We start from the raw sequence: 23128 nt of genomic DNA on the forward strand, positions 1-23128 counted from the left end.
ACTTTTGCGACATGATTTCAATTCCTCACAAAGCTAAGCAATTCCTTGTTCTTCTAATCAAACTTTTGATTGTAGGAGGTGCATTTTACTTTATTTATAATCAGTTGGCGCATAATGATCAATTGGACTGGCAAAAATTCATTGTGCTGTTTCGTAAAAATCAGTCCGTATTAGGAATTGGGTTTATATTACTTTTGAGCGTTTTGAATCGTTATTTCGAGATCCTGAAATGGCAAAATCTGGCTAAAGTAATTCATGAGATTTCTTTAGGAGAAGCCACAAAACAAGTGCTGGCAGCTTTAACAGCCGGAATTTTTACGCCAAACGGAGTAGGAGAGTACGCCGGAAAAGCCTTGTATTATCCGAAATCAGAGGCAAAGAAAGTAATTTTCTTAAACCTGATCTGCAACGGAATCCAGATGATCTTAACGGTGATTTTCGGGATTTTTGGGTTATTGTATTTCAATGCCAAATATGAGATTATTACAACGCAAACGGTTGCCGTTTTATTTGGGGGTTTTGTGTTGCTTTTTGTTGTTCTGTTTTCCCTAAAGAAAATAAAAATTAAGGGATATTCAATCGAGAAATTGATACATAAGATTAATGAAATCCCAAAATCAGTTCATCGTAAGAATATTGTTTTAGGAATTTTACGGTATTTAGTCTTTTCACATCAGTATTACTTTTTGTTCTTGGCTTTTGATGTTGATTTGCCTTATTTTACACTAATTGCTACTATTGCTGTAGTTTACTTTTTGGCTTCGTCACTGCCTACTTTTCAGTTTCTGGATTTTGCGGTAAAAGGAAGTGTTGCGATTTATTTCTTTGGAATTTTAGGGGTAAACGAGTGGATTGTAGTTTTTATCAGCACGTTGATGTGGTTTCTTAATGTGGTTTTACCGGTTGTTATAGGAGCTTATTATGTACTAAATTTTAAGACCAAAACAGCAGAATGATTTGGGGTTTGTCTGTCATATTAGGTATTTATTTGATTACCATTGGTTTGCTTATTTATGGTTTTTTTAAAGTAAAAAAGTACCAAAATATAGATTTGAAACCTCAAACAAGCTTTACGATTATAGTTCCGTTTCGGGATGAAGAAGAGAATTTGCCTAACCTTTTAGAAAGTTTTTCAAAACTGAATTACCCTAATGATTTGTTTGAAGTTATTTTGGTAGATGATAATTCTAAGGAGAAATTTCAAATCTCACATTTCACATTTCAAATTTCGCAAATTGACAATCTTCGGATTTCGAATTCTCCCAAAAAAGATGCTATCTCTACTGCTATGCAATTGGTGAAAACAGATTGGGTTGTTACTACAGATGCCGATTGTCTGGTGCCTGAGAATTGGTTGTTGACATTCGATAATTACATTCAGCAAAATAAGGTTTCGATGCTGGCAGGAGCGGTAACGTACGAATGTGAGAACTCTTTTTTGCATCATTTTCAGCAATTGGATTTAACGAGTCTGCAAGGTGCTACTATTGGAAGTTTTGGACTTCAAAGCGCTTTTATGTGCAACGGAGCCAATTTTGCGTACACTAAATCGCTGTTTGAAGATTTAAATGGATTTGAAGGGAATAGCAAAATTGCCAGTGGAGATGATGTGTTTTTACTGCAAAAAGCGGTTGGTTTATTTCCTGATGAAGTTCACTATTTAAAAGCGGCAGACGCAATTGTAAGCACAAAACCAACGGAGGACTGGAAGACCTTATTTTATCAAAGGGTTCGTTGGGCAGCCAAAACAAGTTCCTATCAAAGCAGTTTTGGAAAGCTATTAGGTCTTATTGTTTTCTTAGGAAATCTGAGTTTTGTAGTAGGGGTTTGTAGTGTTGTTTTTTCGATTTTGCCTTATTATTTCTTTGTTTTGTTGGCTTTTTCAAAATTCGCAATCGATTATATTTTACTCTATGCTACGAACCGTTTTTTAGTGAAAGACAAAATAAAAAGTTTGTTCTTAAGTAGTTTGTTGTATCCTTTTTTTAGTTCGGCTGTAGCTTTATACAGCTTGTTTGGCTCTTATGAATGGAAGGGAAGAAAGTTCACGAAATAGAATCTCTCTTATATAAACGAGAAAACAACTATTTTTTTTCTTTTGCCTTGAGAATAACAGGTAAGATAAATTGTGTTTTTACCGGAATTCCACGTTTAAGTGCCGGATTTACTTTAGGGAAATTAACCAAGCGGGCATGTAGAATACTATCGATTTTAATAGTGTCGTAGGCAACAGAATCTTTAGGAAATTGAGGTTCAAATTTCATTGTTGAGTTTGGAAAAACGGTCACTTTTACTTCGATGGTGTCAAGTTCGGGATAGAGTATGGAAAGGGTGTCAATATCCAGTTTTTCCTGAATAAGTTGTGCCATTACCTCAAAAAAGCATTGTTGACGTTGCTTTTTATCGGTAATTTTTTCGCAATTGGCAACAGATGGAAATTCATCAACTTCTTTCCAGTTAATCGATTTTAGTTCTTTTTGAAGTAATTCTTTTTCAGACGGAACCTTCTTCTCAAAATATTGACAAGAATGGAAAAATAGAATTACGAATAAAAGGAAAAACTTCTTCAAGACTTTGATGTTGGATTGAATAAATAAATTAGAATATAAAAATACAATTATTTTTTTTGAGAAGCTTTGAATTGCAAATAATCTTCATAATTTTCCGACAGCCATTTTTCTTTGTTTTTTGCGGCAACTTCTTTTTCTTCAGGATATAAAGAAGCTAGTCGGTCAGAGAAAGCAGCAATACGAACGGTGTAATTGTAGTACTCTGTTTTGCTTAATACAATATTTGGATCATTTTTTCGATTAAAATATTCGAAGAATAAAGTGTTAAAATCTTTCATCGAAAAGTTGAGCACTTTTTTCTTATTACTTTTATAAATGCTGTCTTGCAGAAGTCTGTCGTCTATTGAGAGTTTTTTAGTTTGGGCATACAAATTACTATTGATGACAAGGATCAGAAAACTACAGGAGATAAATTGCAAAAATTGACGCATTAATTTGTTCCTTTAGAAAGTTTGTAGATCAAATTTACAAAAAAATAGACATGGATTTACTATTGTTGTTGCTTGGATTTATATGTATGATTGTTGGGATTTTTGGCAGTTTTCTGCCTGTATTACCCGGATTGTCATCTTGCTGGGTGGGGTTGTTACTGCTGTACCTGACCAAAGCGGTTGAAAACAATTATTGGGTTTTAGGTATTACACTTTTGCTAACGATTGTAATTACGATTCTTGATTATATCATTCCGGCAAAAGGGACTAAAAAATTTGGAGGGAGTTCGTATGGCGTGTGGGGAACTAACATTGGTTTAATTGTTGGTATTATTGCTCCTATTCCTTTTGGGGTTATTATTGGGCCTTTTGTGGGGGCTTTCGTTGGAGAGTTGATTTACGATTCGACTAATCATCAAAGAGCACTGAAAGCGGCAACAGGATCCGTTTTAGGTTTTTTGGCTTCGAGTTTTGTAAATTTTTTATGCTGCATTATTTTCCTGGGTATTTTTATTAGCATTGTCTGGCAAAATCGCGTATTACTGTTTTAAATCGCGTATTTATCCTTAAGCTTTTTCTTATTTTTTAATTTTTTATCAAAAAAATGTGATTTTTTTTTGAGAGGATTTTTGTTTGTTTTGATAACGAATGGGTTATGTTTACTGGAGGTTCGGAATTTTTATGTTTAACAACTGTTTAAGCTACAATTCACCATTTAACTTATTTTTTGGAAATGTTAGAATATTTTATATTTTTATCCTGATAAACGATAAAAAGCCTCACTTCGTCGATTATTTTTAACGGATTTAAATAATTTCAAACAAGTTAAATATGACTCCTAACCTACAAATTGAACTTAGACGTTTTATTTCTTCTAATGTTGTTTCAAAGTTGAACAAGTTTTATTTTGAAAATGATGCACTTTTAATTAAAGGAATTGATGTTTCGATAGGTACGGTTTTAATGGGGTTGTATAACAGGGCGGAGGAGTCGGATTTTTACAAGGGAATTACTTCAATGATGCAGGACGATTCCACTTTTTATCAGGAAGTCGATTTTACATCAGGACGTATTTTATCAGTTGATGATTGTTATCGATTAGAAGGGAATAGTTTGCTGAAAGAAATATTTACCAATAAAAAAGGCAGGATTTCTGAAATGATTTCTAATGAAGTTGGAATCAAAAGTGAAACAGCCCGAGAGATTCTAAACTTTTCTGCTTTATTAGTCGTCTCTTATCTTAAGAATAATATCCAAATATTAGAGAGTTTAAAATTGCTTTTAGAAGATCAAAAAAGAGATATTTTAAACAGTATTCCTCCCGGAATCAAAATTATCCTCGGTTTTTCCTGTTACGAAACAGTAGAAGAAAAAAACCAATCTATAGGAAGATCTATTTTTACGTTATTCGGTCATAACTTTTTCAGCTTCTAAATAAAAAAATCCCGTCTTACAGCGTAAAACAGGATTTATATTTAAATCAATTTGAGTAGTTTCTTATACGTTTTTCAAGTTGATAACTTCTTGGTCGGTTAAAAAACGCCAGTTACCTCTCGGTAAATTCTTTTTAGTTAAACCTGCAAACGATACACGGTCAATACGTAATACATCATAGTCAAAGTTTTCGAAAATAGCACGTACTACTTTTACATTCGAAGAACGTAATTTAAGACCTACTTCACTTTTTGCTTCTTTTTCAATATAACTGATTTCTTCCACGAAAACACGGTGTCCATCAAGAACTAAGCCTTTACTTATTTTTTCTAAATCTTCAAATTTCAAGTTTTTATCTAAAGAAACCTGGTAGATTTTAGATGATTTTTGATTTGGTAAAGTAAATTTACGAATCATGTCCGTGTCGTTAGTAAACAACAATAAACCGGTTGTGTTTTTGTCCATTCTTCCAATCGGAGCAATTTTTGCCGTTGTAGAACCGCGAACTAACTCTAAAACATTACGATATTCCTGACCTTCGTCAAGAGCAGTGGTAAAGTTTTTAGGTTTGTTTAATAAGATGTATTCTTTCTTTTCAGGAGTCAAAGTAACACCGTCGAAATTTACAACATCATTTAATTTTACTAAATAACCCATTTCAGTTACCGGAACTCCATTTACTTTAACATTTCCGGACTGAATGTATATATCGGCATCACGACGAGAACAAACACCTGAATTTGAGATGTATTTGTTTAAACGAATTTCGTCTGAAGCTTTTTGTCTTTTTGGAGCCTGATTCTGTTTTTTAATTTTCTGCGCCTTTTCTTCTTCGGCAGCCTTCACAGCAGGTTTCACCTTTTTCGGCCCTTGAGCACGTTTTGCCATAGGAGGTTTTGGCTTGTTAGAGTTTGGTCTTGAGCTATTTGGTCTCGAACCGCCTCTTTTATTATTGCCTTCCTTATTGTTCATAAATTCTGTAATTTGTGCAAAGATAGTTTATTCTTGCTAAATAATCCTAAGTTCATTGTTCTTAGATTGATAGCTGTTGTTTTTTAGAGTTATAAGAGTGTTACAATTGTCTTTTTTAAGCATTTTGAAAGTTACACTATGAAGATTTTACACGGTGAAAGCAAAACAAAGGGCAAAAATGAGCTATTAAACCGTTAAGATTTTAGTAATAAATTTTTCCCGTGCCATAGAACACTTGGGTTAATCAATACGATGCAAAATACTCCCGATACAATCAGGAATTTTAAGACATTGTGTAATAGTAAAAATTGTTCCTTAGAGTTTGATTTCCACAAATAAATCAGGAAAAATAGCAATACACCAAAACAGACATAAAAGTAAATATCCATATAACCCACATCGTAAATGTTGATTAAAATATAAACCGGAATCACTGTAAGGATCGTTAAAACTGTAATGATTTGTTTGGAAACCGTTTCGTTGTAAAGTATTGGAATTGTCCTGTAATTGTTAGCTAAATCACCTTTAAGATTCTCCAGATCTTTTATCATTTCTCGAATGAGCAACAATAAAAACAAGAAAACCGCATGAGATGAAATAACCATGAAATGACTCATGTGATTCTCGATTTCTTCAAATGAAATTTTATTGTAGAAATATAACAGAATAGCAAAGAATGGAACTACTGCCAGGAATGCCGCACAAAGATTGCCAACAATAGGGTATTTTTTTATTTTATGAGAGTAGAACCAAATGAGGAAAATGTATACCGAAAAGAATAGAAAAGCACGCCAGGAAACAATTAGCGCCATTAAGGCTGCAATGAAGTTGAGTGTAAAATAAACGGATAATTTTGTTTTTTGACTGACTAATCTGTCTAACATTGATTTGTTAGGTCTGTTGATTAAATCTTTTTGGCTGTCGTAGAAATTATTGATAATATAACCTGAAGCAATAGTGATTGCGGAAGCAAAAACGATTAAAAATAAATTGAAATCCAGTAAAATATCCAGTGCTCTTTTTTCCGGTGCAAGTATAAAAATAGAGGATAAGTATTGAGCCAAAACGATAATCGGGATGTTATAGCCTCTCACCACGGAGAACAAACTAACAATTTTCATTACTAAAAGTTTGTGCTGTCTGCTTAACATTTTTTGAGTTTGGTTTCAGGTTTTAATTCTAGACTTGTTTTTAGGTTCTCCTTCTGCAAAACAAAGATAGACTCCCAGTGAATTTGAAGCATCAGGAGTCGAAAAGGAAAAGTTGTGATCCGGTTGCAGAGCAGATAAAGACAATGACAGCAACCTCTTCAATAACCAATGCTAAAAACTTTACTTTCGTGTAGTGAACAGTGATTTTTTGAACAATACTAAATCTTTTTTCTAAAAGTACCGCTAATAAAATTAAAGGTGCTAAAAATAGAATTCCTCCTGAAAAAATCGCTTTGATAATCTTTAAAACACTATTCATAAGTTTAAACTTTTATGGTTTATTTAAAGAAAGCGAGTTTTAAAAGACAGGATTTAGAATTGATAAACGACTTCTAATTTATAATCTTTTAAAGATGCTTTGGCACGTTCCAAATCCTCGGTAAAGCCCAGAATATAACCGCCACCTCCTGAACCGCAAAGTTTCAGATAGTAGTCATTCGTGTCAATTCCGTTTTGCCAGATCCCATGAAATTGTTCCGGAATCATTGGTTTGAAGTTGTTTAAAACGACTTTTGACAGCTTTTTAGTATTAGTAAACAACGATTTCATGTCACCATGTAAAAAGTTTTCTACACAAGCATCGGTATATTTTACAAACTGATTTTTAAGCATAGTACGGAAGCCTTTGTCTTTCAGGCTTTCCATGAAAATGTTAACCATCGGAGCAGTTTCGCCTACAATTCCTGAATCTAACAAAAATACAGCCCCTTTTCCATCAAAACTCTGAGTTGGGATTCCGGTTGCTTCAATGTTATCTTTCGAATTGATTAAAATAGGAATGCTTAAATAACTGTTTAAAGGATCTAAACCAGAGCTCTTTCCATGGAAGAAACTTTCCATTTGAGCGAAAATATTCTTTAATTGTAATAGTTTTTCGCGAGTCAGATTTTCTAAAACGGTGATCTTATGAGTAGCATATTTATCATAAATTGCGGCAACAAGTGCACCACTGCTTCCCACTCCGTATCCTTGTGGAATACTGGAATCGAAATACATTCCGGTTTCTACATCATTCTTTAAAGCCGTCAAATCAAAAGCAACCAAATCCGGCTGTTCTGTTTGTAAAGTTTCAAGATAAGCTGCAAAACGTTTTAAGCTTGCGTTGGATGCCATTGCTTCTGCCGAAGGATCTTCGGTTTTTTTCAAAGCACCGTTATAAAAATTATAAGGAATAGAAAGTCCTTTAGAGTCGCGGATGATTCCGTATTCTCCAAAGAGTAATATTTTTGAGTAAAATAAGGGTCCTTTCATGTTTATTGTATGTCTTTTTTTATTTTATTTGGGTCTTGTCTGGTGTCGAAAATAGTGTGAACCCTAATCTCATTAGCGCTATAACTATATAATAAACTCGATTGTTTGGTTATAACACATTTTCGATATTTTTTATTTACGGATGATTTTGGGAAAATCTCAGGATTCATACTTACTATCGAAATTGCTTTTTCAAATTTAATAATAAACAACTTTTTCGATTTTTCCGACCACCTGGCTTCGATGAATTTTAAAATATCATCTAAATTTCGTTCAGCAGTTTTTGAAAAATTTACTTTAAGATTCACTATCTGTATTTTTTCATAACATCTTCAAAACTACTGAATTCACCTCGTTCAAACTCTAATTCACTTTGAGCTACGTTTGCTTTTTGTTCTTCTGTCAAATCATCCCACCAGTCTTTCTGCTCCTTCTTAAAGATTTTTCGAATTGATTTCAAGATAGATGGATCTTCTGTCTCTGCTAATAGTTTTATTAACTCAAGTTTTTCTAATTGAATGTCCATAATCAAAATTTTAATTAAAGATACGCAAAATTACAATGCAATTGCACCATCTCCAATTTCGTCGCAAATGTACTGACCATTCTGACAAAATACAACTAATTCGTCCTGAATAAATTGTAGCACTTTATCGCTAACGTTTTCGGGATAGAGAACATGAACATTTGCTCCGGCATCAAGTGTAAAGCAAACCGGAATCTGAGTCTCATTTCGGAACTTCCAGATGGCGTTAATGATTTGCAAGGTGTTCGGTTTCATTAAAATATAGTAGGGCATAGAAGTCATCATCATGGCATGTAATGTCAATGCTTCACTTTCAACTACTTTTATAAATTCGTTCAGATTACCGCTTTCAAAAATGGTAATTAACTGATCCAGATTTTCATGTGCCTGAGCAAAACGCTTTTCAGCGTAGGGATGATTGTGCATTAAATCATGTCCAACAGTACTGGAAACTTGTTTTTCACCTTTATCAACCAGTAAAATGGTATCCTGATAGTTGTTGAAATTTTCGTGAACGGTATAAGGGAATTCAACGCCATACAAATCCGAACTTCCTTTAATATTTGCCTGATTTCCCCAAGCTACCAGATTTCCTTTTACACTTCTGCAGGCACTTCCGGATCCCAAGCGGGCTAAAAAAGAAGCTTTCTGGTAAAAATAGTCTTCTGTCATTTCAGGATTTAATACTTTCTCTAAACTCATAAAGTTCATTGCTAAAGCTGCCATTCCGGAAGCCGACGAAGCAATCCCGGAACTGTGTGGAAAAGTATTTTGAGTATCGATAGTAAAATGATACTCTTTCAGAAAAGGTAAATAGATTTCAATTCGTTCCAGAAACTTTTGAATTTTTGGTTTGAAGTCTTCTTTTGGTTTCCCTTCAAAAAGTAAATCAAAGGAGAAATTACTTGCGGGAGAAGTTTCTCTTTTCGTATAAGCAAGTTTAGTAATCGTTTTACAATTTTTAAGGGTAAAACTTACTGAAGGATTTGCCGGAATCTGATTGTCTTTTTTCCCCCAGTATTTTACTAACGCGATGTTGCTGGGTGCGCTCCATTCAAAATTTCCGTTTTCGATGGATGAAGTATAGGTATTAGGAATAAAATCAGCTGCTGTAAACATGAACTATAAAATTTTGGCAAAGATAGTTTTTAAAATATTGCGTCATATAAGTTCTGTTGGAAAATGTAAGTCAAGTGCCAACTAATAACAAACTAAAGGGTAGTTATAGGATTTACGCCTTCTTTTTGATTATTTTTGGAAAAAAATCATAGTAAAATGAACAAGGCAGTCAAAATTGCAATTGCATTAGTTATTTGTTTAATGGTAGGATATTCTGCAAGTATAGTGACAAGACCAAGTGTTGAAACATGGTATCCTACTCTTATAAAACCTCCTTTTAATCCGCCTAATTGGATTTTTATGCCAGTTTGGACACTGCTTTATATTTTGATGGCGGTAGCAGCGGGATTGGTTTGGGATAAAATAAAAGAGCAGAAAGAGACGGTGAAAATGGCTTTAGGTTTCTTTATAATTCAGCTGACGTTAAACGCGATCTGGTCTTACTTGTTCTTCGAATTAAAGAACCCAATGCTAGCCCTAATTGAAATTGTACTTTTATGGCTGATGATTTATGAAACGTATTTGAAATTCGTTAAAATCAATAAAATTTCCGGATATTTATTGATTCCGTATATGATTTGGGTAGCATTTGCCGCAGTTTTAAATGCTAGTATCTGGTGGTTGAATTGATAGTTTATAGTTTCAGGTTACAAGCTTTTTTTGTTTCAAGTTAATTCTATGATAAATCTGCTTTATGAATAAATTTAAGCTCTCTTTAGTAATTTTGATTTTAATCTCATTTAAGTGTTTTGCCTGCTTGAATGGTGAAACGAAAACATTAAAAAATGGATATTTAATTTACATTGATTACAGAGGAATTGTTCCTCATGGTCATAATTTTGACGCAGGAGTTTCTTCCCAGTTGCTTTTTGAACTGGATAGTATTTATAAAAAGACAAAGGATATAGATTATTTGTCTGATAAAGGGTATGTTTTAATTGTTTTAAAAAAGTATGAAGAAGCATTAAAATTATATCTAAGTATTGAAAAGATTAAGCCAAATCGATATTCTACAGCATCGAATCTTGGAACGCTTTACGAATTAATGGGAGAAAATGAGAAAGCTTATGATTGGATTAAGAAGTCAATTCAGATTAATTCTGAATCTCATGAAGGATCAGAATGGATACATTTAAAAATTTTAGAGACTAAAATTAAGAATTTAAACAATGTTTCGGGGGAATTTTTAATAGGTACAAGTTTTGGTACAGATGAAATCCCTAAAAGTAATTTGTCAAAATCTGAATTAGAGAGATTAAGTAAATCTATTTATTATCAGTTGAATGAACGAATAACCTTTTTAAAACCAAAGGACAGAATAATTTCGATCTTGCTTTTCGAATTGGCTAATATTGTCAAAATAATTGAGAAGAATAAAACAGCGATTGAAATATATGAACAAGCAAAAGAATATGGATTAGATGATGAATTGATTAATAAAAGGCTGCAATATTGCTACAAATTCGAGATTGATTATTGTGAGGATCGAAATTTAAGACTTTATGATGCAAATCATGATTTAAGAGATAAAATGAATGGGATCGATAGAGATTATGTAAATCAAATCGAAATACTGTTAATTATTCTATCTATTGTTTTGGCAATTTTAATAATTGCTTTGGCCGTTTTTTATACTAAATGGAAGAGTTTAAGAGATTACATTTTTCTGAATGATTCAAAAACGGATGCTTAGTTCTGACTCTCCGTTTTCAGCTTTTTGAACATCTCATTTTTGGCATACATAAAATCCATTGTAATTAGAATGTTGCTGTTTTCTAAAAGACTTTTAGATCTGGGATCAGCATCACAAAATTCAATAAACAGCTCTTTCTCTTCTGGTTTTAAGTTTAAATTTTTGATGAAAAAATCATGTGGAATTGATGCTGCTACGAGTTTTTTGAAATCAGTTTTCGAGATTTTATTTTTGGCAGGCTCATCCTCTTTGTTACTGAACAAATTAGATAAACCTTTTCCAATGCGTACAAAATCGATACCATTGGTAATAGTTCCGTTGTAAACACCGGTATATTTTTCTAAAGATCCTGCATCTTTTGCTAATTTTATATCGTCTATATTTTGCTGAGAGGTTTTTACCCGATCAAATTTGATATTGGTAATTACTACTTCGTTTAATTCTTCCGGTTTTATAACCATATTAACGGTGATGTTGTTCTGATCGATGTTTTCCTGCGTTATTTTTAGTCTGGTGAAAAAATAATCTTTTGAAAAAAACAATAAGCTGTCCTTACTTTTAACGAGAATAGAAAACTCTCCTAAATTATTAGTTGTTGTGCTTGTTTTGGCTGTTTTGTTTATGACTTCGACTTTGTTAAGTGGGGTATAATTGCAGATAACTTTTCCGTGAAGTAATTTTTCTGATTGTGAAATAGAAAGCTGATAAGTGAAAAAAGAAATGGTGGTAAGTAATTTTACTTTCATCTAATGGTATTTAGCTGAACGTAAAATTATTAGAATAGTCTTAATGAAATCTTAGTGAAGATGTAAAGTCTTGTTAATTGATAAATCGCAGTTTTCAGTCTCGGATTAACTGTGACTGAAAACCGAGACTGTACCCTAATTAAATTGAGCTCGCCAAAATAAATCCGCTTGTCCAGGCATTTTGAAAATTAAATCCGCCTGTAATGGCATCAATATTGACAATTTCGCCAGCAAAATAGAGATTTTCATGTAGTTTGCTTTCCATGGTTTTAAAGTTGATTTCTTTTAAATCAATCCCTCCGGCAGTTACAAATTCTTCTTTAAAAGTGCTTTTTCCGTTGACCTGAAATGTTGCTTTTGTAAGTTGTGAAGCGAGCTGTTGCAATTGATTTTTAGACAAATCGGCCCATTTGGTTTCGGTGTCAATGCCCGAAGCCAGAACTAAACTTTCCCACAAACGATTCGGAAAATCGAAAGGAGATTTTTTCGAGACGGCTTTTTTGGCGTGTTCCTGTTTTAAGTCTTTTAAGATTTTTTCAGCATCTTCGCTATCAACATCATTCAGCCAATTGACAAAAATCGTAAACTGATAGTTTTTGTCGTGCAGGATTCTGGCACCCCAGGCAGACAGTTTCAGAACTGCGGGACCGCTCATTCCCCAATGTGTGATTAACAAAGGTCCCGTCGACTCGAGTTTGGTATCTTTTACGGTTACAGTGACTTGTGCTGCAACTCCGGGTAATTCTTTTATTCGGGGATCTTTGATGTTGAAAGTAAATAAGGAGGGAACCGGACTTACGATTGCATGTCCTTGTGTTTGCAGCATTTCCCAGATTTTAGGATTGCTTCCCGTGGCCATTACTAATTTTTCGGCAGCGAAATTTTCATTTTGAGTATCAATTTTCCAACAATCTTCTTTTTTAAAAATCGATTGTACGCTTTGCCCCGTGAGTACCTTTATGCCTAGTTTTTCGGTGGCTTTTAAGAAACAATCGATAATGGTTTGGGAGGAATTGGAAACGGGAAACATTCTGCCATCTTCTTCGATTTTTAACTCAACCCCATGTTTTTCGAACCATTCGATGGTATCTCCCGAACAAAACTGATGAAAAGGACCGCGAAGTTCTTTTTCGCCACGCGGGTAAAATTTAACCAATTCATTGGGTTCAAAGCAGGCATGCGTTACGTTACATCTTCCTCCACCTGAAACACGAACTTTAGAAAGTACTTCTTTTCCTCGTTCTAAAATGGCAATTTTTAGTTTAGGATTTTTCTCTGCAATATTAATCGCTGTGAAAAAACCTGCCGCACCTCCGCCGACGATAATTATGTCGAAATTTTGAGTCATATTTTTTTATTTGCCACAGATTATAAGAATTAAAAGAATTTTAAAATCTGTATAAATCCTCTAATCTGTGGCTAAAATTTTAAATTTATATTTTGTCCGGACAATCAGAGATTATTCCATCTACAGCATAACTTTTTATTTTTTGAATGTCATCCTCCTCGTTTACCGTCCAGGGTAAAACTAAGAATCCTTTTTTCTGAATCTCTTTTACATTATTTGTATTTAATAATTGAAAATCAGGATGAATTGCTTTTGCTTTTATAGTTTTGGCGAAAGCCAGAGCAGTATCAATGTTTTCTTCTGTTAAAACACCAATTGGAATTTTTGGATTTAAATCAGATGTTTCTTTTAGCATATTCCAATCGAAACCTGAAACTATAAAATGATTGTAATTCCAGTTTTTTTCTGAGATATAGTGTTCAATTAACGCGACAACTTTAGCAGGAGTTGCTAAACCTTTTAATTCGATATTGATCAGACATTTTTTGTCAACCAAATCAAAAACCTCGTTTAAAGTAGGGATTTGATATTTCTCCTCAATAAGAAACAATTTTAAAGCAGCTATAGAAAAAGTATTTACGAAACCTTTTCCGTTAGTTGTTCTGTCTATCGTTTCATCGTGAATTACGATTAAGTGCCCGTCAGCGCTCAAGTGAACGTCGAGTTCAATTCCGTCTGAATTTAGGTCTAAGGCTTTCTGAAAAGCTTGTAACGTATTTTCAGGTTCGTATGCTTTTGCACCTCTATGAGCTATTTTTAGCATTTTGTTCATTTCGTGAAGGTTCAGAGGTGCAAAGGTACAAAGGTGCAAAGGAAAAATAATAGCCACAGATTAAAGGATTAGAATGATTTTAAAAAATCTGTGATAATCCTTTAATCTGTGGCTAAAAAACTTTGTGAATCTTTGCGGTAAATGCAGTGTTTTTTCTAACCGCAAAGGGCGCAAAGTTTTAGGCAAGGTGGACAAGGAATTTATTAAAAATTAAATAGCCACGAATTCACGAATTTTGTTTCTCAAAGATTGTCAAAAAATAATTTGTGAATTCGTGACTAATAAAATTCTATTCCAATTCTAAAACCAAAGCGGATTTTGGCTCCAAAGTAATTTCAGATGTTAAATCGAATGTTTTTCCGGTGATCACATCTTTACCTGTTTTAAAATTTTTGATGTTTTCTTTAAAACGATTTGTTTTTACAACTTGCTCTTTTGTATTGTTATTGAAAACAACCATTACAGTTTTAGCATCTGTATATCTGAAATAAACATAAGTGTTGTTTTCCGGAATGTAATGTGTCATCTTTCCGAAATGAACAGCTTCGTTTGATTTTCTCCAGTTGAATAGTTTAGAGGTGAAATCAAAGTAAGCAGCCTGCTCAGCTGTTCTGCCTTCTTTGGTGAAAGCATTGTTTTTATCACCGGCCCATCCGCCAGGGAAATCCTGACGAATGTCGGCATCTCCTTTGCTTTTGTCACCGCCCATTCCAATTTCTGAACCGTAATATACTTGCGGAATTCCACGTATTGTAGCCAATAAAGTCATTGTTAGTTTATATTTTGCTAAATCATATTTAAAATTATGATTGATACGGTCAGTGTCATGATTCTCGGCAAAAACTAAAATATTATTGGTGTTGGGATACAAATAATCCATTGCAAAATTGTTGTAGAATTTAATCAGTCCATTATCCCAACTTGGTTCATTTTCGTTGAAAGCTGAACTAATTTGGCTTTGAAGTGTAAAATCCATCACACTAGGCAGATTGGAATTGTAATTTTCGATCGCACCAATTTTACTGTCTTTTTGCCAATAGGCTAAATTCGCCTGATTGTGCATCCATATTTCTCCAACGATATTGAAATTAGGATATTCGTTCGTAACTGCTTTTGCCCAATTGGCCATTGCAGTTTGATCAGAGTAATTGTAAGTGTCAACTCTAAATCCGTCAAGATTGGCATATTCAATCCACCAGATCGCATTTTGAGTCAGGTATTTGGCAACCAAAGGATTTCTAAGGTTTAAGTCGGGCATTGAAGGCACAAACCAGCCGTCAACACAAACTTCCTGATCTATTTTTGAAGCGTGAATATCGGTAATTACTTCACGACGGTGGTGCGTTTGCGTAAAAGTTTCAAATTGATTGAACCATGTTTTGGTCGGAATATCTTTCATCATCCAATGGGTAATTCCCCAGTGATTGGTCACATAATCCATAACCAGTTTCATGTTTTTTTTATGCATTTCTGCAGACAGGCGAACATAATCTTCATTCGTTCCGTAACGCGGATCTATTTTGTACACGTCTGATTGTGCATAAGTATGGTACGAGTGCTGTTTGTCGTTGTCTTCACAAAGGGGCGTATTCCAAATAGTGGTTGCACCAAGAGATGAAATATAATCCAGATTTTTAATGATTCCTTCGATGTCTCCACCGTGACGGCCACTTGGATCCTGACGGTTCCCTTTTTCGGTTAAAGCGGTATTACTGTCGTTCTTCGGATTTCCGTTGGCAAAACGATCCGGCATGATGAGGTACATTACATCCGATGCGTCATAGCTTTTTCGATCTGCCGAGTTGGCTCTTCTTCCTTTAAGTGTGTATTTTTGAGTAAAAGCAACTTTGTTTTTGATTTTGAAGGAGAAAACCAAGTCAGAAGCTTTTACATCTTTAGTATCAATGGTTACAAAAAGATAATTTGGGTTTTCGGTTTTCTCTACATTTTTGATCGTCACATTATTAGATACGGAAGCTTCGTATTGTGAAATGTTTTTTCCGTAGAACATAATCTGCAATTCCGGGTTTTTCATCCCTGCGTACCAAAAAGGAGGTTCTGTTTTTTGGATTTGCGCTTTCGCGGAAGCGGAAAACAGCAAAATTATTAGAACTAATTTATAGATAAGTGATGTTTTTTTGTTTTTCATAGTAATAGGTAGTTATTCTCAGTGTTAGTCGAACAATTTTCAATGTCAGTTCGAGTGATTTTCGGTGTCAGTTCAAGTGATTTTCAGTGTCCGTTCGAGCGGAGTCGAGATGAGACAATTCGTTCGATGTAACAAAAAGATGTTGATTAAAAAAAAGACAAGCAATCTTGGGGAAATTACTTGTCTTTGAAAAAATTACTTCGTTTCGATTATACTGATTGCATAACCGCCGCCGGGAGCAGACAACTGAGATAATTTTGATTTATTGGTCACCGCTACTTTTTTGATGGTGTAAGCTTGCGGATTGGTTTTGTAATGCGCATCTTTTGCATCAGCGTAGATGGTAGCCGTGTATTTTTTGCCTTTTTCAAGGAAACTGAAATCAATGTTTGAGGTACGGGCAGTTTCTCCGTTTACGTTTCCAACGAACCAGTTGTTGGTTCCTTTTGCTTTACGGGCAACCGTGATAAAATCGCCTGGCTCAGCCTCGATGTATTTACTTTCAGACCAGTCTACAGCAACATCTTTAATGAATTGAAAAGCATCCGGAAAACGGTTGTAGTTTTCAGGAGTATCAGCCGCCATTTGCAACGGGCTGTACATCGTAACGTATAATGCCAGTTGGTTTGCCAATGTACTGTTTACATGAGATTTGTTATCCGGATTCATTTTGCTGATATCCATTTCGAAGATTCCCGGAGTGTAATCCATCGGGCCTCCAATCAAACGGGTGAAAGGTAAAACGGTTACGTGGTTTGGTTTAGAACCTCCAAAAGCCTGGTATTCGGTTCCTCTCGCTGCTTCGTTTCCAATTAAGTTCGGATACGTTCTGCAAATTCCGGTTGGACGAACGGCTTCGTGAGCATTCACCATAATTTTATAATCGGCTGCTTTTTCGATAGCGTATTGATAGTGGTTTACAATCCATTGATCGTAATGATTTTCACCACGAGGTAAAATGTCTCCAACATAACCGCTTTTTACAGCATCATATCCGTTGTCTTTCATGAATTGGTAGGCTTTGTCGATATGGCGCTCATAGTTACGAACTGAACCTGACGTTTCATGGTGCATGATAATTTTTACGCCTTTAGATTTTGCATAGGCATGTAAACCTTTCACGTCAAAATCCGGGTAAGGCGTTACGAAATCAAATACATAATCTTTAGAGTGTCCAAACCAGTCTTCCCAGCCTTCGTTCCATCCTTCAACCAAAACAGCATCGAAGCCATTTGCGGCAGCAAAATCAATGTATTTTTTTACATTGGCATTATTCGCTCCGTGTGTTCCGTTTGGTTTTGCTTTGGAGAAATCAGAAACACCTAATTGTACAGTTGGAAAGTCGTTGGTGTACGACCAGGAACTTTTTCCTGTAATCATTTCCCACCAAACCCCAATATATTTTACAGGTTTAATCCACGAAGTATCATCAATTTTTGACGGATCGTTTAAGTTTAAAGTCATTTTTGAAGCCAAGATCTCTCTCGCATCATCACTTACCATAATGGTTCTCCAAGGAGAATGACTTGGTGCCTGCATGTATCCTTTATCGCCTTTTGCATCTGGAGTTAACCAAGACTCAAAAATCATGTTTTTATCGTCTAAATTCAGGTGCATACAAGAATAGTTGATCAAAGCTGCTTCGTGTAAGTTGATGTAAATTCCATCAGCGGTTTTCAGCATCAAAGAAGTTTGAACTCCTGTTGGAGAAAAAGATTTCTGAGATACGTTGGCAGTATATGCTTTTTGAGATAAACCTCTGATTTCAGATAATTTCGATTTGGTATAATCGTATTCCTGAGTGTCATAATCTCCCGGGATCCAGAATGCAGTGTGGTCACCCGCCATTGCAAATTGTGTTCTCTCTTCTTTGATTACAAAATAGGTAAGATTTTTTTGTGTTGGGAATTCATATCGGAATCCTAATCCGTCATCAAATAAACGGAAACGAATTACAATTTGACGATCCGTTCCTTTTTGGTTTAAAGTTACAGCCAGTTCATTGTAATGGTTTCTGATCTGATCTACTTCTCCCCAAACCGGTTTCCAGTTTTCGTCAAAAGTGCTTGTTTTGCTGTCAACAACTGTAAAGTCATTCAGTAAAGATTTTTTATCATCTTTAAGTTCAAGACCTAATTTACTGGTTTTTACAACGTCTTTATTTTTGTATTTCAGATTGTAAACCGGAGTTCCGTCGTTTTGAAGCGAAAACTCCATTACGAACTTTCCTTCGGGTGATTTTAATTGTTGTGCTTTTGCTATGGAGCTGAAAGCAAACAGGATTAAACTTGCGAAAAATAAGTTTTTCATGTTGTTAAGTTTTTAAGTGTGTTGTATTAATTGGTTTGAAACAATTTTTCTGCGGTTACCGGATTTCCATTCACTACAAGGGTTAAATCCTGATCACTGTCTACCGTAAAAGTTGTTTCGTTATGATTTACAGCTACCTTTAAAATTTGATTTCTGAAATTAATTTTAAAAGAATAACCGTTCCATTCTTTTGGGATTTTTGGAGAAAAATGAAGCTGATCGTTTTTCACACGCATTCCTCCAAAACCTTCTACGATACTCATCCAAGTTCCGGCCATTGAGGTAATATGACAGCCTTCTTCAACTTCTTTGTTGTAATCATCGAGATCCAAACGAGAGGTTCTTAAATAGAAGGTATAAGCCATGTCCATTTTGTCTAAAACAGCCGCCTGAATAGAGTGTACGCATGGCGACAACGAACTTTCATGAACCGTAAAAGATTCGTAAAACTCAAAATTACGTTTTAATTCTTCTTTAGAAAAGTGATCTTCAAAGAAATAGAAACATTGTAAAACGTCGGCTTGTTTGATGTAAGGGGAACGCAATACACGATCCCAGGACCACTTTTGATTGATAGGACGCTGAGAACGGTCTAAGTCTTTTACAGGAATTAATTCTTTGTCTAAGAACCCGTCTTGCTGCAGGTAGATGCCTAATTCTTCTGAAGTTGGGAAATACATATTATCAGCAACTTTTTTCCATTCCAGAATTTCAGCAGGAGAAAGAGCTACTTTTTCCATAATTCGCTGATGATCTGCAGGATATTCGGCAGCCACTTTGTTAATTTGTTCTTCGGCATAATCAATACACCATTTTGCAGTATAATTGGTATAGAAATTATTGTTGATATTGTTTTCGTATTCATTTGGACCTGTAACGCCCAGAATCACATATTGATTTTTGGCTTTAGAGAAAGAAGCTCTTTGGTGCCAGAAGCGTGCAATCCCGATAAGTACTTCTAAACCTTTTTCGGGAATATAAGAGTAGTCTCCGGTAAAACGGTGGTAGTTGTAAATCGCAAAAGCGATAGCTCCGTTTCTGTGGATTTCCTCGTGTGTGATTTCCCATTCGTTGTGGCATTCTTCACCGTTCATGGTTACCATTGGATACAAAGCGGCACCGTTTTTAAAACCTAAATTGTCTTTGGCGTTTTCAATTGCCTTGTCCAATTGGTTGAAACGGTAGGTCAGTAAATTGCGGGCAACCTGCTGATCTTTAGTGGCCATGTAAAACGGAATGCAATAAGCCTCAGTATCCCAATAGGTAGATCCGCCATATTTTTCTCCGGTGAAACCTTTAGGTCCAATATTCAAACGGCTGTCTTTCCCTAAGTAAGTCTGATTTAACTGAAAAATATTAAAACGGATTCCCTGTTGTGCTTTTACGTCTCCGTCAATGGTAATGTCTGACATTTCCCAGATTTTACTCCAGGCATTGATTTGATTCTGAAGTAAAGTTTCATAACCAAGAGCAACGGCTGTTTTAATGCATTTTTCGGCTGCAGTTAAAGTATTCTCATGATTTAAAGAAACCGTATATCCACCAATTTTTTGGATCGATGAGGTTTGCCCTTTTGCGATAATGGTACCGTAAGTAAACTGAATTTTATCTGCAGTTGAATCGATTGTTGAAGGCGAAATGTTTACATTTTCTCCGTTTGCAAAAATCGTATTGTGCATAAAAGTGGTTACTTTAAAATGCGTTTTAAAAGTCTGCGCCGTTACAAAAGCTTCATTTGCTGCTTTTTTAACTTCAAGAGGTTCCCAGAATTTTTCGTCCCAGTTGGCATCTTCATTGGTAACTCCTGCATCAATATAAGGTTTGTAAACAATTTTGGCATCCTTGTTCAAAGGAGTGATTTCGTACTTAATGATTCCGGTTTCATCCAGATCTAAAGAAAGAAAACGACGAATGTTTACGGCAATTTCGGTTCCGTTTTTTAAAGTAGCTTCAAAAGAACGATTGTACCAGCCTTCTTTCATATTTAATTCTCTGCGAAAATTTTTCACAGCAGTACAATGGTGCAAATCCAGGTTTTCTTCGTTGATTTGAATGTCAATTCCAATCCAGTTTGGAGCGTTTAATACTTTGGCGAAGTATTTAGGGTATCCGTTTTTCCACCAGCCTACTTTTGTTTTGTCCGGATAATAGATTCCCGCGATGTAGCTTCCCTGAAAAGTCTCACCCGAATAGGTTTCTTCAAAATTGGCACGCTGACCCATAGCACCGTTTCCGATGCTAAAAAGACTTTCTGATGATTTTACTCTTTCAGCGTCAAAGCCTTCTTCGATGATGGACCAATTGTCTGGTTTAATGTAATCTTGATTCATTTTTGCGATTGATTGATTTATTTTGCGATTAATGATTTGATGAATTGAATATCCATTGAGGTAAAATCCTCAAAGACATAGTGTGCTTCGTGTAGAATTGTTTTGGAACCGATTCCGATACTGGTCATTTTTCCAATATTGGCGGCCTGAACTCCGGCAACTGAATCTTCAAAAACAAAGGAATTTTCAGGGCTAATCTGTAACAATTGAGCTGCTTTTAGGAAAACTTCAGGGTCCGGTTTGGCATTGGTAACGTCGTTTCCGTCAACAATAACATCGAAGTACGAAAGTATTCCGGTTTTCTCCAGAATCGGGCGTGCATTTTTACTGGCAGAACCCAATGCAATTCCCTGATTTTGTTCTTTTAAAAATTGAAGAATTTTAAAAACTCCGGGAAGAATTTCGCTTTCATTCATGTCAACCAAATAAGACAAGTAGTCTTCGTTTTTTTGAATGAGCCATTTGTCTTTGTCTTCCTGAGAAGCGGGAACGTTTCCTAATTCTAGGATTATGTCTAACGAACGCACGCGGCTTACTCCTTTAAGTAATTCGTTGTGTTCGTGTGTAAAATTTATATTTAAGGCCTTTGCAATTTTTTGCCAGGCTAAAAAGTGGTATTTAGCGGTATCAACGATCACTCCATCAAGATCGAAGATGAATGCTTTTTTATTATTCATGAATTTCAATTTTAGTTCTGCTATTTACTCTAAGGGTAAGTAATCCGGCAAATATCATAGATACACCTCCAATAATTAAGGCGTAGATAGGTTCGTTGTGAAAGAATTGTTTAATGACAAATCCTAAGATTGTGGCAGCTACAATTTGTGGTATGACTACAAAGAAGTTGAAAACTCCCATATAATAACCCATTTTTGCTGCCGGTAAAGCTCCGGATAGCATGGCATAAGGCATTGAAAGTATACTTGCCCACGCGATACCCACTCCCAACATTGGTAGGATCAGCATTTGTTTGTCGCCAATAAAATAAATGGAGATTAAACCAACACCTCCGGTACATAAGGCCAATAAATGTGTTGCTCTAACGCCTACTTTTTTTGCAATAACCGGCAATAAAAAAGCAACTGCTGCAGCCACTCCGTTGTAAACTGTGAACAAAACTGAAACCCAGTCGGCGGCATCATTGTAAATTTTAGAAGTAGTGTCTGTAGTACCAAAAATATGTTGTGTAACCGCTTGTGTCGTATAAATCCACATTGAGAATAAGGCAAACCAAGAGAAGAACTGCACCCAGGCCAGTTTTTTCATCGTGACAGGCATGTTCAATAGATCGGTCATGATGATCGTAAAACCATTTTGAACTTTAGAAGTTCTTAATTGTGAAGCAATCATGAATAGAACACCCATGAAAACCAATCCGATAAACAGTATGTATAGTTCTTTAGCCAGACTGTTCTCGAAAATTAAAAAGGAAACCAGAGCTCCGACTACCGCCAATAGTAATCCTAAAAAGAATTGTCTTTTGATGTTACCTTGAGATTCTGTTTCCGGATTGAGAATAAGATCTTCCTTGTCTTTTTTGCTTTGAACTTCAAAAGCATGGAGTTCTTCGGGTGTATATTCTGTTGTTTTAAAAACAGTCCATAAAACAGAAAGCAGGAAAACAATTCCGCCAATATAAAAGGACCATTTAACAGAGTCCGGTATAATTCCTTCCGGAGCCGTATTGCTTACATCGAAAACATTGGTAAAAAGATAGGGTAAAACCGAACCTACAACCGCACCGGTTCCAATAAAGAAACTTTGCATGGCAAAACCTAAAGTACGCTGCTTTTCAGGTAAGTTATCTCCAACAAAAGCGCGAAAAGGTTCCATTGAAACATTTATCGACGCGTCCATAATCCATAACGTACCGGCAGCTATCCATAAAGTTGGAGAGTTGGGCATGATGAATAAGGCAACAGACGACAAGATGGCTCCAATTAGAAAATAGGGGCGTCGTCGGCCCAAACGAGTCCAGGTTCTATCGCTAAAATAACCAATTACGGGTTGGATAATTAATCCTGAAACCGGAGCCGCAATCCATAAAATTGGAATTTCGTCAATTTTGGCACCCAGAGTTTCAAAAATTCTTGAAGTATTTGCATTTTGCAGTGCAAAACCAAACTGTATTCCCAAGAAACCGAAACTCATGTTCCAAATTTCCCAGAAACTTAATTTACGCTTTTCCATTATCGTAATTAAAGAATTAATTAGACGATAAGCGCTTTGCTTATCAAAACTTACTTATTATTTTCGAAGTAAAAGT

Annotated in this window: 23 protein-coding genes; 6 read left to right on the forward strand and 17 right to left on the reverse strand. The window is 35.2% G+C overall.

Annotation, left to right across the window (positions count from 1 at the left end; genetic code table 11):
• Nucleotides 1-11 precede the first annotated feature (11 nt).
• Entirely contained in the window at nucleotides 12-956 is a 945-nt protein-coding gene (locus tag B0A80_RS06595) for a lysylphosphatidylglycerol synthase transmembrane domain-containing protein (RefSeq protein ID WP_089076793.1), read from the forward strand.
• Nucleotides 953-2056: a glycosyltransferase family 2 protein gene (locus tag B0A80_RS06600; RefSeq protein ID WP_089076794.1), complete on the forward strand. Its 1104-nt coding sequence runs from the start codon at nucleotides 953-955 to the stop codon at nucleotides 2054-2056. The genes B0A80_RS06595 and B0A80_RS06600 overlap by 4 nt, the downstream gene beginning before the upstream one ends.
• Before the next feature lie 28 nt (nucleotides 2057-2084).
• Here B0A80_RS06600 and B0A80_RS06605 read toward each other — a convergent pair whose 3' ends face one another.
• Together B0A80_RS06605 and B0A80_RS06610 are read right to left on the reverse strand one after the other, a co-directional pair.
• Nucleotides 2085-2570, reverse strand: a complete 486-nt coding sequence (locus tag B0A80_RS06605; RefSeq protein ID WP_070906012.1) for a hypothetical protein — start codon at nucleotides 2568-2570, stop codon at nucleotides 2085-2087.
• 47 nt (nucleotides 2571-2617) lie between these two features.
• Nucleotides 2618-3001, reverse strand: a complete 384-nt coding sequence (locus B0A80_RS06610) for a hypothetical protein (RefSeq protein WP_089076795.1) — start codon at nucleotides 2999-3001, stop codon at nucleotides 2618-2620.
• A 50-nt stretch (nucleotides 3002-3051) separates the two neighbouring features.
• Here B0A80_RS06610 and B0A80_RS06615 point away from each other — a divergent pair, with 50 nt between their 5' ends.
• Both B0A80_RS06615 and B0A80_RS06620 read left to right on the forward strand, forming a co-directional pair.
• Complete coding sequence (locus tag B0A80_RS06615) at nucleotides 3052-3552, forward strand: DUF456 domain-containing protein (RefSeq protein WP_089076796.1); 501 nt, start codon at nucleotides 3052-3054, stop codon at nucleotides 3550-3552.
• Nucleotides 3553-3832: 280 nt separating this feature from the next.
• On the forward strand, nucleotides 3833-4435 hold the full coding sequence (locus B0A80_RS06620; protein WP_017494755.1) for a DUF937 domain-containing protein: 603 nt from the start codon (nucleotides 3833-3835) through the stop codon (nucleotides 4433-4435).
• Between the two features lie 63 nt (nucleotides 4436-4498).
• Here B0A80_RS06620 and B0A80_RS06625 read toward each other — a convergent pair whose 3' ends face one another.
• The 7 genes from B0A80_RS06625 to B0A80_RS06655 all read right to left on the reverse strand — a co-directional run bounded on the left by B0A80_RS06625 (nucleotide 4499) and on the right by B0A80_RS06655 (nucleotide 9514).
• Nucleotides 4499-5407 carry a pseudouridine synthase gene (locus B0A80_RS06625; RefSeq protein ID WP_017494756.1) on the reverse strand — a complete coding sequence of 303 codons (909 nt, stop codon included), beginning with the start codon at nucleotides 5405-5407 and terminating at the stop codon, nucleotides 4499-4501.
• Nucleotides 5408-5601: 194 nt separating this feature from the next.
• Entirely contained in the window at nucleotides 5602-6558 is a 957-nt protein-coding gene (locus B0A80_RS06630) for a geranylgeranylglycerol-phosphate geranylgeranyltransferase (protein ID WP_089076797.1), read from the reverse strand.
• Between the two features lie 91 nt (nucleotides 6559-6649).
• Nucleotides 6650-6877, reverse strand: a complete 228-nt coding sequence (locus B0A80_RS06635; RefSeq protein ID WP_070906005.1) for a hypothetical protein — start codon at nucleotides 6875-6877, stop codon at nucleotides 6650-6652.
• Between the two features lie 53 nt (nucleotides 6878-6930).
• Nucleotides 6931-7869, reverse strand: coding sequence for a mevalonate kinase family protein (locus tag B0A80_RS06640; protein ID WP_017494760.1), 939 nt, complete (start codon nucleotides 7867-7869; stop codon nucleotides 6931-6933).
• Between the two features lie 2 nt (nucleotides 7870-7871).
• The gene (locus B0A80_RS21120; RefSeq protein WP_165769227.1) at nucleotides 7872-8177 is read right to left on the reverse strand and encodes a type II toxin-antitoxin system RelE/ParE family toxin; all 306 of its coding nucleotides are present in this window, start codon (nucleotides 8175-8177) and stop codon (nucleotides 7872-7874) included.
• A complete protein-coding gene (locus tag B0A80_RS06650; protein WP_089076799.1) occupies nucleotides 8177-8395 on the reverse strand; it encodes a hypothetical protein in 219 nt (72 codons plus the stop codon). Before B0A80_RS06650 ends, B0A80_RS21120 begins: the two co-directional genes overlap by 1 nt.
• 30 nt (nucleotides 8396-8425) lie before the next feature.
• Nucleotides 8426-9514 carry a diphosphomevalonate/mevalonate 3,5-bisphosphate decarboxylase family protein gene (locus B0A80_RS06655; protein WP_089076800.1) on the reverse strand — a complete coding sequence of 363 codons (1089 nt, stop codon included), beginning with the start codon at nucleotides 9512-9514 and terminating at the stop codon, nucleotides 8426-8428.
• A 156-nt stretch (nucleotides 9515-9670) separates the two neighbouring features.
• On the opposite strand from B0A80_RS06655, the gene B0A80_RS06660 reads away from it, so the two are divergent.
• Both B0A80_RS06660 and B0A80_RS06665 read left to right on the forward strand, forming a co-directional pair.
• Nucleotides 9671-10144 (forward strand): TspO/MBR family protein, encoded by a 474-nt coding sequence (locus tag B0A80_RS06660; protein ID WP_089076801.1) that lies wholly within the window; start codon nucleotides 9671-9673, stop codon nucleotides 10142-10144.
• 64 nt (nucleotides 10145-10208) lie between these two features.
• Nucleotides 10209-11207, forward strand: a complete 999-nt coding sequence (locus tag B0A80_RS06665; protein WP_089076802.1) for a tetratricopeptide repeat protein — start codon at nucleotides 10209-10211, stop codon at nucleotides 11205-11207.
• On the opposite strand, the gene B0A80_RS06670 is transcribed toward B0A80_RS06665, so the two are convergent.
• The 8 genes from B0A80_RS06670 to B0A80_RS06705 all read right to left on the reverse strand — a co-directional run bounded on the left by B0A80_RS06670 (nucleotide 11204) and on the right by B0A80_RS06705 (nucleotide 23052).
• Nucleotides 11204-11953, reverse strand: coding sequence for a hypothetical protein (locus tag B0A80_RS06670; RefSeq protein ID WP_089076803.1), 750 nt, complete (start codon nucleotides 11951-11953; stop codon nucleotides 11204-11206). The two genes, B0A80_RS06665 and B0A80_RS06670, sit on opposite strands and share 4 nt — an antisense overlap.
• A gap of 139 nt (nucleotides 11954-12092) precedes the next feature.
• Nucleotides 12093-13301 carry a BaiN/RdsA family NAD(P)/FAD-dependent oxidoreductase gene (locus tag B0A80_RS06675; RefSeq protein ID WP_089076804.1) on the reverse strand — a complete coding sequence of 403 codons (1209 nt, stop codon included), beginning with the start codon at nucleotides 13299-13301 and terminating at the stop codon, nucleotides 12093-12095.
• 85 nt (nucleotides 13302-13386) lie between these two features.
• Nucleotides 13387-14073 (reverse strand): glycerophosphodiester phosphodiesterase, encoded by a 687-nt coding sequence (locus B0A80_RS06680; RefSeq protein WP_089076805.1) that lies wholly within the window; start codon nucleotides 14071-14073, stop codon nucleotides 13387-13389.
• Nucleotides 14074-14362: 289 nt separating this feature from the next.
• Entirely contained in the window at nucleotides 14363-16222 is a 1860-nt protein-coding gene (locus B0A80_RS06685; RefSeq protein ID WP_089076806.1) for a glycoside hydrolase family 13 protein, read from the reverse strand.
• A gap of 195 nt (nucleotides 16223-16417) precedes the next feature.
• Nucleotides 16418-18532 (reverse strand): glycoside hydrolase family 97 protein, encoded by a 2115-nt coding sequence (locus B0A80_RS06690; RefSeq protein ID WP_089076807.1) that lies wholly within the window; start codon nucleotides 18530-18532, stop codon nucleotides 16418-16420.
• 26 nt (nucleotides 18533-18558) lie between these two features.
• Nucleotides 18559-20862, reverse strand: a complete 2304-nt coding sequence (locus B0A80_RS06695) for a glycoside hydrolase family 65 protein (protein ID WP_089076808.1) — start codon at nucleotides 20860-20862, stop codon at nucleotides 18559-18561.
• Between the two features lie 17 nt (nucleotides 20863-20879).
• Nucleotides 20880-21539, reverse strand: coding sequence for a beta-phosphoglucomutase (pgmB, locus tag B0A80_RS06700; protein ID WP_070905982.1), 660 nt, complete (start codon nucleotides 21537-21539; stop codon nucleotides 20880-20882).
• Nucleotides 21532-23052 carry an MFS transporter gene (locus B0A80_RS06705; protein WP_089076809.1) on the reverse strand — a complete coding sequence of 507 codons (1521 nt, stop codon included), beginning with the start codon at nucleotides 23050-23052 and terminating at the stop codon, nucleotides 21532-21534. The genes pgmB and B0A80_RS06705 overlap by 8 nt, the downstream gene beginning before the upstream one ends.
• Nucleotides 23053-23128: the final 76 nt, after the last annotated feature.

This window comes from Flavobacterium tructae, from assembly GCF_002217475.1.
In the GTDB taxonomy this organism is placed as follows: Bacteria; Bacteroidota; Bacteroidia; order Flavobacteriales; family Flavobacteriaceae; genus Flavobacterium; species Flavobacterium tructae.